The sequence below is a fragment of the Pseudomonas protegens genome, from assembly GCF_003363755.1.
Lineage (GTDB): Bacteria > Pseudomonadota > Gammaproteobacteria > Pseudomonadales > Pseudomonadaceae > Aquipseudomonas > Aquipseudomonas danubii.
Map to the genome: position 1 here is coordinate 3491516 of NZ_CP031396.1, position 12504 is coordinate 3504019.

13 protein-coding genes are annotated in these 12504 nt (G+C 59.2%); all 13 read right to left on the minus strand.

The window, feature by feature from the left end; all coding sequences use genetic code 11:
* Positions 1-85 precede the first annotated feature (85 nt).
* The 13 genes from glmS to DWF74_RS15835 all read right to left on the minus strand — a co-directional run bounded on the left by glmS (position 86) and on the right by DWF74_RS15835 (position 12504).
* A complete protein-coding gene (gene glmS, locus DWF74_RS15775; protein ID WP_102862409.1) occupies positions 86-1918 on the minus strand; it encodes a glutamine--fructose-6-phosphate transaminase (isomerizing) in 1833 nt (610 codons plus the stop codon).
* 10 nt (positions 1919-1928) lie between these two features.
* A complete protein-coding gene (locus DWF74_RS15780) occupies positions 1929-2696 on the minus strand; it encodes a DeoR/GlpR family DNA-binding transcription regulator (protein WP_102862410.1) in 768 nt (255 codons plus the stop codon).
* 187 nt (positions 2697-2883) lie between these two features.
* Positions 2884-4251: a bifunctional UDP-N-acetylglucosamine diphosphorylase/glucosamine-1-phosphate N-acetyltransferase GlmU gene (gene glmU, locus DWF74_RS15785; protein ID WP_102862411.1), complete on the minus strand. Its 1368-nt coding sequence runs from the start codon at positions 4249-4251 to the stop codon at positions 2884-2886.
* A gap of 115 nt (positions 4252-4366) precedes the next feature.
* Complete coding sequence (locus tag DWF74_RS15790) at positions 4367-4792, minus strand: F0F1 ATP synthase subunit epsilon (RefSeq protein ID WP_011064380.1); 426 nt, start codon at positions 4790-4792, stop codon at positions 4367-4369.
* A gap of 45 nt (positions 4793-4837) precedes the next feature.
* Positions 4838-6214: a F0F1 ATP synthase subunit beta gene (atpD, locus tag DWF74_RS15795; protein WP_007924510.1), complete on the minus strand. Its 1377-nt coding sequence runs from the start codon at positions 6212-6214 to the stop codon at positions 4838-4840.
* Between the two features lie 27 nt (positions 6215-6241).
* Positions 6242-7102, minus strand: a complete 861-nt coding sequence (atpG, locus tag DWF74_RS15800; RefSeq protein ID WP_011064382.1) for a F0F1 ATP synthase subunit gamma — start codon at positions 7100-7102, stop codon at positions 6242-6244.
* 50 nt (positions 7103-7152) lie between these two features.
* Positions 7153-8697, minus strand: a complete 1545-nt coding sequence (gene atpA / locus DWF74_RS15805) for a F0F1 ATP synthase subunit alpha (RefSeq protein ID WP_102862412.1) — start codon at positions 8695-8697, stop codon at positions 7153-7155.
* A 21-nt stretch (positions 8698-8718) separates the two neighbouring features.
* The gene (locus DWF74_RS15810; protein WP_102862413.1) at positions 8719-9255 is read right to left on the minus strand and encodes a F0F1 ATP synthase subunit delta; all 537 of its coding nucleotides are present in this window, start codon (positions 9253-9255) and stop codon (positions 8719-8721) included.
* Between the two features lie 12 nt (positions 9256-9267).
* Positions 9268-9738: a F0F1 ATP synthase subunit B gene (locus DWF74_RS15815; RefSeq protein WP_011064385.1), complete on the minus strand. Its 471-nt coding sequence runs from the start codon at positions 9736-9738 to the stop codon at positions 9268-9270.
* 57 nt (positions 9739-9795) lie between these two features.
* The gene (atpE, locus tag DWF74_RS15820; protein WP_002555987.1) at positions 9796-10053 is read right to left on the minus strand and encodes a F0F1 ATP synthase subunit C; all 258 of its coding nucleotides are present in this window, start codon (positions 10051-10053) and stop codon (positions 9796-9798) included.
* 133 nt (positions 10054-10186) lie between these two features.
* Complete coding sequence (gene atpB / locus DWF74_RS15825; protein ID WP_102862414.1) at positions 10187-11059, minus strand: F0F1 ATP synthase subunit A; 873 nt, start codon at positions 11057-11059, stop codon at positions 10187-10189.
* Between the two features lie 16 nt (positions 11060-11075).
* On the minus strand, positions 11076-11483 hold the full coding sequence (locus tag DWF74_RS15830) for a F0F1 ATP synthase subunit I (protein WP_016964883.1): 408 nt from the start codon (positions 11481-11483) through the stop codon (positions 11076-11078).
* Positions 11484-11631: 148 nt separating this feature from the next.
* Positions 11632-12504, minus strand: a complete 873-nt coding sequence (locus DWF74_RS15835; RefSeq protein WP_011064387.1) for a ParB/RepB/Spo0J family partition protein — start codon at positions 12502-12504, stop codon at positions 11632-11634.

Below are 12504 nucleotides of genomic sequence, written 5' to 3' on the forward strand. Positions count from 1 at the left end.
CTCAATAAAAAGTCCCGGCCTGTGCACAAGCCGGGACTTTCTGGGTGATGGGTTCACAGCTGCCTGGCAGACAGCTGTGGATAACTCACTCCACGGTCACCGACTTGGCCAGGTTGCGCGGCTGGTCGACGTCGGTGCCCTTGAGCACGGCAACGTAGTAGGACAGCAGTTGCAGCGGGATGGTGTAGAGAATCGGCGAGAGGATGTCGTGGATGTGCGGCATCTGGATCACGTGGGTGCCTTCGCCATTGGTCATGCCGGCTTGTTCGTCGGCAAACACGATCAGCTCGCCGCCACGGGCACGCACTTCCTGCAGGTTGGATTTGAGTTTTTCCAACAGCTCGTTGTTCGGCGCCACGGTGACCACCGGCATGTCGTTATCCACAAGCGCCAGGGGACCGTGCTTGAGCTCGCCGGCCGGGTAGGCTTCGGCGTGGATGTAGGAAATCTCCTTGAGCTTGAGGGAGCCCTCCATCGCTACCGGGTACTGGGCGCCACGGCCGAGGAACAGGGTGTGGTGCTTGTCGGCGAACAGTTCGGCAGTCTTCTCCACCACGCCGTCCATGGCCAGGGCTTCACCCAGGCGGATCGGCAGGCGGCGCAGTTCTTCTACCAGCTCGGCTTCGACGCCGGCGGCCAGGGTGCCACGTACCTGGCCCAGGGACAGGGTCAGCAATAGCAGGCCCACCAGTTGGGTGGTGAAGGCCTTGGTCGAGGCCACGCCGATTTCGCGACCGGCCTGGGTCAGCAGGGTCAGGTCGGACTCACGCACCAGGGAGCTGATGCCAACGTTGCAGATGGCCAGGCTGGCCAGGAAGCCCAGCTCTTTGGCGTTGCGCAAGGCCGCCAGGGTATCGGCGGTTTCGCCGGACTGGGAGATGGTCACGAACAGGGTGTCAGGCTGCACCACCACCTTGCGGTAACGGAACTCGCTGGCCACTTCCACCTGGCACGGAATGCCGGCCAGTTCTTCCAGCCAGTAACGGGCCACCATGCCGGCGTGGTAGCTGGTGCCACAGGCGACGATCTGCACATTGCGCACCTTGGCGAACAGCTCGGCGGCTTGCGGACCGAAGGCCTGGACCAGCACCTGATTGGCGCTCAGGCGGCCTTCCAGGGTGCGCTGCACCACGGATGGCTGCTCGTGGATTTCCTTGAGCATGAAGTGACGAAACTCGCCCTTCTCCGCCGCTTCGGCGCCGTCGCGGTACTGCACTGCTTCGCGCTCCACGGCCTGTCCGTCGATGTCCCAGATCTGCACGCTGTCGCGGCGGATCTCGGCGATGTCGCCTTCTTCCAGGTACATGAAGCGGTCGGTGACCTGGCGCAGGGCCAACTGGTCGGAGGCGAGGAAGTTTTCCCCCAGGCCCAGGCCGATCACCAGCGGGCTGCCGCTGCGGGCTGCCACCAGGCGGTCCGGCTGGCTAGCGCTGATCACCGCCAGGCCATAGGCACCGTGCAGTTCCTTGACGGTGGCCTTGAGCGCCACGGTGAGGTCGCCCAGGTCCTTGAGCTTGTGGTTCAGCAGGTGGGCGATGACTTCGGTGTCAGTGTCCGAGGTGAACGCATAGCCCAGGGCGCTGAGCTGCGCGCGCAGGGCTTCGTGGTTCTCGATGATGCCGTTGTGCACGATCGCCAGGTCGCCGGAGAAATGCGGGTGGGCATTACGCTCGCACGGCGCGCCGTGGGTGGCCCAGCGGGTGTGGGCGATGCCCAGGCGGCCAACCAGCGGCTCGCTGGCCAGGGCCTGTTCCAGTTCGCTGACCTTGCCCGGGCGACGCATGCGCTCGAGCTTGCCGGCGTTGGTGTAGACCGCCACACCGGCGCTGTCATAGCCGCGGTATTCGAGACGCTTGAGGCCTTCCAGCAAAATGGCGGTGATATTGCGTTCAGCAACGGCGCCAACAATTCCACACATGGTTTTTCTCCTAGCTGACAGCCGCGCAAATCAGAGTTATGCCGCGGGCCTGGATTTGGTCGCGGACCTCAAAGGGCAGGCGATCATCGGTAATAAGGGTATGGACGCTGCTCCATGGCAGCTCCAGATTGGGAATCTTGCGGCCGATCTTGTCGGATTCGACCATCACCACCACTTCACGAGCCACTTCGGCCATGACCCGACTCAACCCCAGCAATTCGTTGAAGGTGGTGGTGCCGCGGGCCAGATCGATGCCGTCGGCACCGATAAACAGCTGGTCGAAGTCGTATGAGCGTAGAACCTGTTCAGCCACCTGGCCCTGAAAGGATTCGGAATGGGGGTCCCAGGTGCCGCCAGTCATCAACAGCACGGGTTCGTGCTCCAGCTCGCTCAGGGCGTTGGCCACATTCAGCGAGTTGGTCATCACCACCAGGCCGGGTTGCTGGCCCAGTTCGGGAATCATGGCGGCGGTGGTGCTGCCACTGTCGATGATGATTCGTGCGTGTTCCCGGATGCGCTGTACCGCGGCCCGGGCAATCGCCTGCTTGTAGAGGGACACCGGCTGGCCAAGATCGCTGACCAGTTCCTGAGGCATGGTGATGGCGCCGCCGTAACGACGCAGTAGCAAGCCATTGCTTTCCAGAGCGGCCAGATCCTTTCGAATCGTAACTTCAGAGGTTTCGAAACGCTTGGCCAAAGCATCAACGCTCACTTCGCCCTGTTCATTGAGCAAGGCAAGGATATTGTGGCGGCGTTGGGGGGTATTGCGCTTCGACATGGCGGCTTAAGTTTCGATTCGAAAGATAACAGGCGCAATAAAAACCTATGATCGAAACTTCGTCAAGCGGGGGAGGTGAAAAAAACGCTGCTGTTGGGTGGGAAGTTATCCACATTCAGCCAGCCCCTACCGCTGAACATAGGAGCTGGCTGACCGGCGAACAGGTCCGCCGCGGTTGTGGATAACCTCAGTCTTTCTTGATCTTCTCCGGCCGCTTCCAGCCGTCGATGTTCTTCTGCCGGGCCCGACCCACTGCCAGTTGGGCTGGCGCTACGTTCTGGGTGATGGTGGAGCCGGCGGCCGTGGTAGCACCGGACAAGATATCCACAGGTGCCACCAGGGAGTTGTTGGACCCGATGAACACGTCTTCGCCCATGACAGTCTTGTGCTTGTTCACCCCGTCATAGTTGCAGGTGATGGTGCCAGCGCCGATGTTGGTGCGGGCACCGATCACCGCGTCGCCCAGGTAAGTCAGGTGACCGGCCTTGGCGCCCTGGCCCAGGTGGGCATTCTTCAGTTCGACAAAGTTACCCACATGGGCACGGGCCTCCAGCACGGTGCCGGGACGCAGGCGAGCGAACGGGCCGGCATCGCTGCCCTCGCCCAGTACCGCGCCATCCAGGTGGCTGTTGGCCTTGATCACCACGCCCTTGCGCAGGGTACTGTCCTTGATCACACAGTTGGGACCGATCACCACGTCGTCCTCGATCACCACTCGGCCTTCGAGAATCACGTTGATGTCGATCAGCACGTCGCGGCCGACCGTGACTTCGCCGCGCACGTCGAAACGCGCGGGGTCACGCAGGGTCACGCCCTGGGCCATCAGCCGGCGCGCGGCGCGTAGCTGGTAGTGGCGCTCCAGCTCGGCCAGTTGCTTGCGGTCGTTGGCGCCCTGCACTTCCATGGCGTCGTGGGGCTGCTCGGTGGCGACAATCAGGCCGTCGCTGACTGCCATGGCAATCACGTCGGTGAGGTAGTACTCGCCCTGGGCGTTGTTGTTGGACAGGCGGCCGGTCCAGTCGCCGAGGCGCTTGCCGGGCACCGCGAGAATCCCGGTGTTGCCTTCGGTGATCGCGCGCTGGGCTTCATTGGCATCCTTCTGCTCGACGATGGCGGTGACCTTGCCACTGGCGTCACGGACGATGCGCCCATAGCCGGTCGGGTCATCCAGCTCGACGGTGAGCAGGCCCAGTTGTTCAGGTCCCGCTTGCTTGAGCAGGCGCTGCAGGGTCTCGACTTCGATCAGTGGCACATCACCATAGAGGATCAGCACCGTGTCGGCGGTAATGAAAGGTACAGCCTGGGCCACCGCGTGGCCGGTGCCCAGTTGCTTGTCCTGCAACACGAAATTCAGGTCATCGGCCGCCAGGCGCTCACGCACCGCGTCCGCGCCGTGACCGATCACCACGTGGATCCGCTGTGGGTCGAGTTGCCGGGCGCTGTGGATAACATGCCCGAGCATGGAGTTGCCGGCGACCGGGTGAAGCACCTTCGGCAGCGCCGAGCGCATACGAGTGCCTTGACCCGCGGCGAGGATAACGATTTCGAGAGACATGACTGGCTACCAATCCTGGGGGGCCGGCGACTGCGACCAAGGGGGGTGAATGGCGGAAAATAAAAAGGGTAGCCGAGGCTACCCTTTTTAATCAATCACACAGAAAGCCTGCGACTTAGCCGCCGAACTTCTTGCGGATCTGCTGGACGGTACGCAGCTGAGCTGCGGCCTCGGCCAGACGTGCAGCAGCAGAACCGTAGTCGAAATCTGCGCCTTTTTCATTCAGGGCCTTCTCAGCAGCCTTGACGGCTTCCTGAGCGGAGGCTTCGTCCAGGTCGGCAGCGCGTTGCACGGTATCGGCAAGAACCTTGACCATGTTCGGCTGAACCTCGAGGAAACCACCGGAGATGTAGAACACCTCGGCTTCCCCGCCCTGCTTGATCAAGCGGATCGGACCTGGCTTCAGGTTGGTGATCAGCGGTGCGTGACCCAGAGCGATACCAAGATCACCCAGTTCACCGTGCGCAACCACCATCTCCACCAGACCGGAGAAGATTTCCCCTTCCGCGCTGACGATATCGCAATGGACTGTCATAGCCATCTGCTTGCCTCAACCTAAATTAGCGCCCGTTGCCGGGCGCCGGGATTACAGTTTCTTGGCTTTCTCGATCGCTTCTTCGATGCCGCCGACCATGTAGAACGCTTGTTCTGGCAGGTGGTCGTAGTCACCGTTGAGGATGCCTTTGAAGCCAGCGATGGTGTCTTTCAGGGAAACGTATTTGCCTGGAGAACCAGTGAAGACTTCAGCCACGAAGAACGGCTGCGACAAGAAGCGCTGGATCTTACGAGCGCGGGATACCAACTGCTTGTCGGCTTCCGACAGTTCGTCCATACCCAGGATCGCGATGATGTCCTTCAGCTCTTTGTAACGCTGCAGTACGTACTGAACGCCGCGAGCGGTCTCGTAGTGTTCGTTGCCGATCACGTTCGGGTCCAGCTGACGGGAAGTCGAGTCCAGTGGGTCTACCGCTGGGTAGATACCCAGGGAAGCGATGTCACGGGACAGAACGACGGTGGCGTCCAAGTGGGCGAAGGTGGTCGCTGGCGACGGGTCGGTCAAGTCGTCCGCAGGTACGTATACCGCTTGGATCGAGGTGATCGAGCCTTGCTTGGTCGAAGTGATACGTTCTTGCAGAACGCCCATCTCTTCAGCCAGGGTCGGCTGGTAGCCTACTGCGGAAGGCATACGGCCCAGCAGTGCGGATACTTCGGTACCGGCCAGGGTGTAACGATAGATGTTGTCGACGAACAGCAGAACGTCGTTACCTTCGTCACGGAACTTCTCGGCCATGGTCAGGCCGGTCAGCGCTACGCGCAGACGGTTTCCTGGTGGCTCGTTCATCTGGCCGTAGACCAGAGCAACCTTGTCCAGAACGTTGGAATCCTTCATCTCGTGGTAGAAGTCGTTACCCTCACGAGTACGCTCACCCACACCGGCGAACACGGAATAACCGCTGTGCTCGATGGCGATGTTACGGATCAGTTCCATCATGTTTACGGTCTTGCCTACACCGGCACCACCGAACAGACCGACTTTACCGCCCTTGGCGAACGGGCAAACCAGGTCAATTACCTTGATCCCGGTTTCCAGCAGGTCGTTGCCGCCTGCCTGTTCTGCGAAGGAAGGAGCTGGACGATGGATGCCCCAACGCTCTTCTTCACCGATAGGACCGGCTTCGTCGATTGGGTTGCCCAGTACGTCCATGATCCGGCCCAGGGTCGCTTTACCGACCGGTACGGAGATGGCTGCGCCAGTGTTGTTGACGTCCAGACCGCGCTTCAAGCCTTCGGTGGAGCCCATCGCAATGGTACGCACCACGCCGTCGCCCAGCTGCTGCTGAACTTCCAGAGTGGTTTCGGCGCCTTGAACCTTCAAGGCGTCGTAGATGCTCGGTACGCTGTCGCGTGGAAATTCCACGTCGATAACGGCGCCGATGATTTGAACGATACGTCCGCTACTCATAGCTGGATCCTCTGAATATTTGAACCGTTAAACCGCGGCAGCGCCGCCGACGATTTCCGAGATCTCTTGGGTGATCGCAGCCTGACGCGCCTTGTTGTAGATCAGCTGCAAATCGCTGATCAAATCACCGGCGTTGTCGGTAGCGTTCTTCATTGCGATCATCCGCGCCGCTTGTTCAGCTGCGTTGTTCTCGACCACCGCCTGGTAGACCTGCGACTCCACGTAACGGACCATCAAGCCGTCCAGCAGCTCCTTGGCATCCGGTTCGTAGAGATAGTCCCAGTGGTGCTTGAGTTCTTGATCCGGGGTTGCCTCCAGTGGAATCAACTGCTCCACGGTCGGCTGCTGGGTCATGGTGTTGATGAACTTGTTGGATACCACGGACAGGCGGTCAATCCGGCCTTCCAGGTACGCATCCAGCATCACCTTGACGCTGCCAATCAGGTCATTGATCGACGGCTCTTCACCCAGATGGCTGATAGCTGCAACGACGTTACCGCCGAAGTTGCGGAAGAAGGCCGCACCCTTGCTACCGACCACACACAGATCGATCTCGACGCCTTGTTCGCGGTTTACCGCCATGTCCTTGACCAGGGCCTTGAACAGGTTGGTGTTCAAGCCACCACACAGACCACGGTCACTGCTCACCACAACGTAACCGACGCGCTTGATAGCACGGTCGATCATGAACGGGTGACGATATTCCGGGTTGGCGTTGGCCAGATGACCAATAACCTGGCGGATGCGCTCCGCATAAGGACGGCTAGCAGCCATGCGCATTTGTGCCTTGCGCATTTTGCTGACCGCCACTTTTTCCATGGCGCTGGTAATTTTTTGCGTGCTTTTGATGCTCGCAATCTTACTGCGAATCTCTTTTGCGCCTGCCATGTAACACCTATCAGGTTAGCAAGCGGGAGCCTTGCGGCTCCCGCTGCGGCTTACCAGGTTTGGGTGGCTTTGAACTTCTCGATACCGGCTTTCAGGCCAGCGTCGATTTCGTCATTGAAGTCACCCTTCACGTTGATCTTCGCCATCAGGTCGGCGTGATCGCGGTTGAAGTAAGCAATCATGGCCTGTTCGAAGCTACCAACTTTGGCAATCTCGACGTCCGTCAGGAAGCCACGTTCAGCGGCGTACAGGGACAAGGACATGTCGGCGATGGACATCGGCGCATATTGCTTCTGCTTCATCAGCTCGGTAACGCGCTGACCATGCTCAAGTTGCTTACGGGTCGCTTCGTCCAGGTCAGAAGCGAACTGGGCGAATGCCGCCAGTTCACGGTACTGAGCCAGAGCGGTACGGATACCACCGGACAGCTTCTTGATGATCTTGGTCTGAGCGGCACCACCCACACGGGATACCGAAACACCGGCGTTCACAGCCGGACGGATGCCGGAGTTGAACATGGCCGATTCCAGGAAGATCTGACCGTCGGTGATGGAAATCACGTTGGTCGGAACGAACGCGGAAACGTCGCCAGCCTGGGTTTCGATGATCGGCAGAGCGGTCAGGGAACCGGTCTTGCCAGTCACTGCGCCGTTGGTGAACTTCTCTACGTACTCTTCGGAAACGCGGGAAGCGCGCTCCAGCAGACGGGAGTGGAGATAGAACACGTCACCTGGGTAGGCTTCACGGCCTGGTGGACGGCGAAGCAGCAGGGAAATCTGGCGGTAAGCCACTGCTTGCTTGGACAGATCGTCATAAACGATCAGCGCGTCTTCACCGCGGTCGCGGAAGTATTCGCCCATGGTGCAACCGGAGTACGGTGCCAGGAACTGCAGTGCAGCCGATTCGGAAGCACTGGCAGCAACGATGATGGTGTTAGCCAGGGCACCGTTTTCTTCCAGCTTGCGAACCACGTTGGCGATGGTCGATTGTTTCTGACCGATCGCTACGTAGACGCAGAAAATGCCGCTGTCTTTCTGGTTGATGATCGCGTCGATCGCCAGAGCGGTCTTACCGATCTGACGGTCACCGATGATCAGCTCACGCTGGCCACGGCCGACAGGGATCATGGCATCGACAGCCTTGTAGCCAGTCTGTACAGGCTGGTCTACCGACTTACGCCAGATCACGCCTGGAGCAACTTTCTCGACCGCATCGGTCTCGGTGTTGTTCAGCGGACCTTTGCCGTCAACTGGGTTACCCAGTGCGTCGACTACGCGACCCAGCAGTTCCTTACCAACCGGAACTTCGAGGATGCGGCCGGTGCACTTGGCGCTCATGCCTTCAGCCAGACTGGTGTACGCGCCCAATACAACGGCACCTACGGAGTCTTGCTCCAGGTTGAGGGCCATACCGTAGACGCCGCCCGGAAACTCGATCATCTCGCCGTACATGACGTCGGCCAGACCGTGAATCCGCACGATGCCGTCAGATACGCTGACGACAGTGCCTTCGTTACGGGCTTGGGAGGTCACATCGAGCTTGTCGATGCGGCCCTTGATAATTTCACTTATTTCGGAAGGATTGAGTTGCTGCATTGCTCTGCTGCCCCTTCAAACTCAAGATTTCAATGCTTCGGCAAGGTTCGCGAGTTTGCCGCGAATCGAGCCATCGATAACCAGGTCGCCGGCGCGGATTACGACGCCACCAATAAGGCTGGCATCCTCCGCAGCGTGCAGTCGCACTTCCCGGCCGAGCCGTGCACTGAGAACCTTGGCGAGTTTGTCTTGCTGTTCTTGGTTCAATGCGAACGCACTGGTTACATCCACATCCACCGATTTCTCTTGCTCGGCCTTGTACAGGTCGAACAGAGCGGCGATCTCCGGCAACAGCAGGAGACGGTCGTTCTCGGCGGCAACGTGAATGAAATTCTGTGCCTGTGCATCAAACTTGTCGCCACACACTTCGATAAAAGTGTTGGCCTTTTCTGCGCTCGTCAGTCGCGGGGCCTTAAGCACGCGCTGCATGGTGTCATCTTGTGACACCGCTGCAGCCAGGCCGAGCATGGCTGACCAAGAGGCCAGCTGCTGGTGGGCCTGAGCGTGCTCGAAGGCCGCCTTAGCGTAAGGTCGGGCCAACGTGGTCAGTTCTGCCATGATCGCCCTCGCTTAAATTTCAGCAGCCAGTTTGTTAACCAGCTCTGCGTGCGCGTTTTGATCGATTGTGGCACCCAGGATCTTCTCTGCGCCATTGACGGCCAGGCTACCCAGTTGGGCACGCAGCGCGTCTTTGACACCGTTCAGTTCCTGTTCGATCTCGGCCTGAGCCTGAGCCTTCACACGTTCAGCTTCGACACGAGCCTGTTCACGGGCTTCGTCGACGATCTGAGAACCGCGCTTCTTGGCTTGCTCAATGATTTCAGCTGCCTGAGCTTTAGCTTCGCGCAGTTGCTGACCCGCTTTATCTTGGGCCAGTTCCAGGTCACGAGCTGCTCGGCTGGCAGCGTCCAGTCCATCCGCGATCTTCTTTTGACGTTCGTGCAAAGCAGCAATGACCGGAGGCCAAATGAACTTCATGCAGAACAATACAAAAATTAAGAACGCAACGGACTGGCCAATCAGGGTTGCATTAATGTTCACGCCAACACCTCGCTCGTTCGTTGTCCGTCACACCAATCAACTCGAATACTCGAGTGATTAGCCAGCGAGTTGACCAACGAAGGGGTTTGCGAAGGTGAAGAACAGAGCGATACCAACACCGATCATGGTTACGGCGTCGAGCAGACCGGCAACGATGAACATTTTAACTTGCAGCATTGGAACCATTTCTGGTTGACGCGCAGCGCCTTCCAGGAACTTGCCGCCCAGCAGGCCGAAACCAATTGCGGTACCCAGTGCGCCCAGGCCGATCAACAGTGCAACAGCGATAGCGGTTAGACCAACTACAGTTTCCATCTTTCCTCCCGACTTTTACGTCGTATGGTTTAGGTTTTTTAGATTAAAGCGGTAAAACAAATCGTTTCATCGAGCCCGAGACGGGCCCCCTCTCGCCGCAACGAGAGGGACATCAGACTAGTCGAGACTGGTCTTAATGGTTCTCTTCGTGCGCCATCGACAGGTAGACGATGGTCAGCATCATGAAGATAAAGGCCTGCAGGGTAATGATCAGGATGTGGAACACAGCCCACGCCCATTGCAGAACCACACCCATGCCGCTGAGCCACAGCAGACCACTGCCGAACATCACAGCGATCAGGATGAACACCAGTTCGCCGGCATACATGTTGCCGAACAGACGCAGTGCCAGAGAGATCGGCTTGGCAATCAGGGTCACGAATTCCAGCAGGAAGTTCACCGGAATCAGCAGCGCTTGAACGAAGATGTTCTTGCTGCCGAACGGATGCAGGGTCAACTCGCCGATGAAGCCGCCGATGCCCTTGATCTTGATGCTGTAGAAAATGATCAGCGCGAATACCGACAGGGCCATGCCCAGGGTGGCGTTCGGGTCAGTGGTGGATACGGCACGGAATGGAATGTGCGGATCGCCCGAGATCAACATGGCCAGTTGTGGAATCCAGTCCACCGGTACCAGGTCGATGGCGTTCATCAGAAACACCCAGACGAAAATGGTCAGCGCCAGCGGTGCGATCACCGGGCTGCGACCGTGGAAGCTGTCCTTCACGCTGCCATCGACGAAGCCAACCATGACTTCAACGAAGTTCTGCAAAGCGCCCGGCACGCCGGAAGTCGCCTTCTTAGCCGCCATGCGGAACAGAAGAATGAAGATCACACCCAGTGCGACAGACCAGCCGAGGGTATCGACGTGGAATGCCCAGAAGCCCATTTCCTTGGCTTCTGCTGCGGAGTGGGCAAAGCCCCAGCTCCCATTGGGTAGCTGACCGAAGGTCAGGTTCTGCAAGTGGTGCTGGATATAGCCCGAAGCGGTTGTTTCTGCTGACATGGTTGCCTCAAACGCCCTAAGGTCTCGAAAGTCTTGTTCTCATTAGCAGGGGAGCGAACCAGCTGACCAGTTGGGTCAGCACGAAGACGCCGAATACAGCCAGCGGCGCCAATGGCTTCACACCTGCGAACGTCAGTGCAAACAGCACCGCCGTCAAAATCAGTTTGCCCGCCTCACCGGCATAAAAAGACCGGACTATGGCTTGGGCCGCTCGAGCGCCGGAAAACCGAAATGCCCTGTGAGCGAAATACACATTGGGTAGCAAGGCTATCAGTCCTCCGCAAAGGCCTGAGTACCCGGCAACGACTCCACGCCATTGCCAGAGCGCCAGAGCGGCTATCAGCAGAATGACCAACTGAGCCAATAAAACCGGAAAAACCGCCAAGCGATGAAACGGCAAGCGGTTTGGCGTGCGGGTTTCCATCGCTCTTGCTCCTCAAGGGTCGGCCGCCAGAATTCAATAACTTGGCATAATTTGTGCCGACAAAATGCGCGCAGAGTATAGGGGCGGTTCAGCCCCTATTCAACTGCCGGGTAGTGATTTCCGACTGCGCGCTACATGAGGAAATGTTTCAGCGAATGTGAGCGAGGACGCCTTGCAGCTCATCCAGGGAGTTATAGCCGATCACCAACTGTCCCTTGCCCTTCTTCCCATGACGAATCTGCACCGCAGAGCCTAGGCGCTCGGCCAGGCGCTGCTCGAGACGGGCGATATCCGGGTCTGGCTTGACCGGTTCAGCAGGCTCCTGTTTGCCGCTCAGCCACTGGCGAACCAGTGCCTCGGTCTGACGTACAGTGAGACCTCGTGCGACAACGTGTCGCGCCCCTTCAACCTGTTGATTTTCCGGCAATCCGAGCAAGGCACGGGCATGACCCATTTCCAGGTCGCCGTGGGACAGCATGGTCTTGATTACCTCAGGCAAGGCAATCAGGCGCAGCAGGTTGGCCACACTGACGCGGGACTTGCCCACCGCTTCGGCGACCTGTTGCTGAGTCAGCTGAAATTCCTGCTGCAGGCGCTGCAGGGCCACCGCTTCCTCGATGGGATTGAGGTCTTCGCGCTGGATATTCTCGATCAGCGCCATGGCGATAGCGGTTTCATCCGGTACATCGCGGACCATCGCCGGGATGGTTTCCTGGCCGGCCTGCTGGCTGGCGCGCCAGCGGCGTTCACCGGCGATGATCTCGAAACGACCACCACCAATGGGACGGACCACGATCGGCTGCATCACACCCTGGCTCTTGATCGAGTTGGCCAGTTCCTCCAGTGCCTGCGGGTCCATGTCCCGGCGTGGCTGGTACTTGCCACGCTGGATCAGGTCCAGAGGCAGGTGTTGCAACTCACGCTGGTCGGCCTGCACCGCTTGTTCTTCCAGTGCGCTGACAGTCGGACCACTCAACAGTGCATCCAGTCCACGTCCGAGACCTCGTTTCTTGACGGCCAT

Excerpts from the sequence above, each read along its gene's own strand:
- DWF74_RS15835 (WP_011064387.1), bottom strand. The coding sequence starts at position 12,504 with ATGGCCGTCAAGAAACGAGGTCTCGGACGTGGACTGGATGCACTGTTG.
- atpB (WP_102862414.1), bottom strand. The coding sequence starts at position 11,059 with ATGTCAGCAGAAACAACCGCTTCGGGCTATATCCAGCACCACTTGCAG.
- DWF74_RS15790 (WP_011064380.1), bottom strand. The coding sequence starts at position 4,792 with ATGGCTATGACAGTCCATTGCGATATCGTCAGCGCGGAAGGGGAAATC.
- atpG (WP_011064382.1), bottom strand. The coding sequence starts at position 7,102 with ATGGCAGGCGCAAAAGAGATTCGCAGTAAGATTGCGAGCATCAAAAGC.
- atpA (WP_102862412.1), bottom strand. The coding sequence starts at position 8,697 with ATGCAGCAACTCAATCCTTCCGAAATAAGTGAAATTATCAAGGGCCGC.
- atpE (WP_002555987.1), bottom strand. The coding sequence starts at position 10,053 with ATGGAAACTGTAGTTGGTCTAACCGCTATCGCTGTTGCACTGTTGATC.
- DWF74_RS15830 (WP_016964883.1), bottom strand. The coding sequence starts at position 11,483 with ATGGAAACCCGCACGCCAAACCGCTTGCCGTTTCATCGCTTGGCGGTT.
- glmS (WP_102862409.1), bottom strand. The coding sequence starts at position 1,918 with ATGTGTGGAATTGTTGGCGCCGTTGCTGAACGCAATATCACCGCCATT.
- DWF74_RS15810 (WP_102862413.1), bottom strand. The coding sequence starts at position 9,255 with ATGGCAGAACTGACCACGTTGGCCCGACCTTACGCTAAGGCGGCCTTC.
- atpD (WP_007924510.1), bottom strand. The coding sequence starts at position 6,214 with ATGAGTAGCGGACGTATCGTTCAAATCATCGGCGCCGTTATCGACGTG.
- glmU (WP_102862411.1), bottom strand. The coding sequence starts at position 4,251 with ATGTCTCTCGAAATCGTTATCCTCGCCGCGGGTCAAGGCACTCGTATG.
- DWF74_RS15780 (WP_102862410.1), bottom strand. The coding sequence starts at position 2,696 with ATGTCGAAGCGCAATACCCCCCAACGCCGCCACAATATCCTTGCCTTG.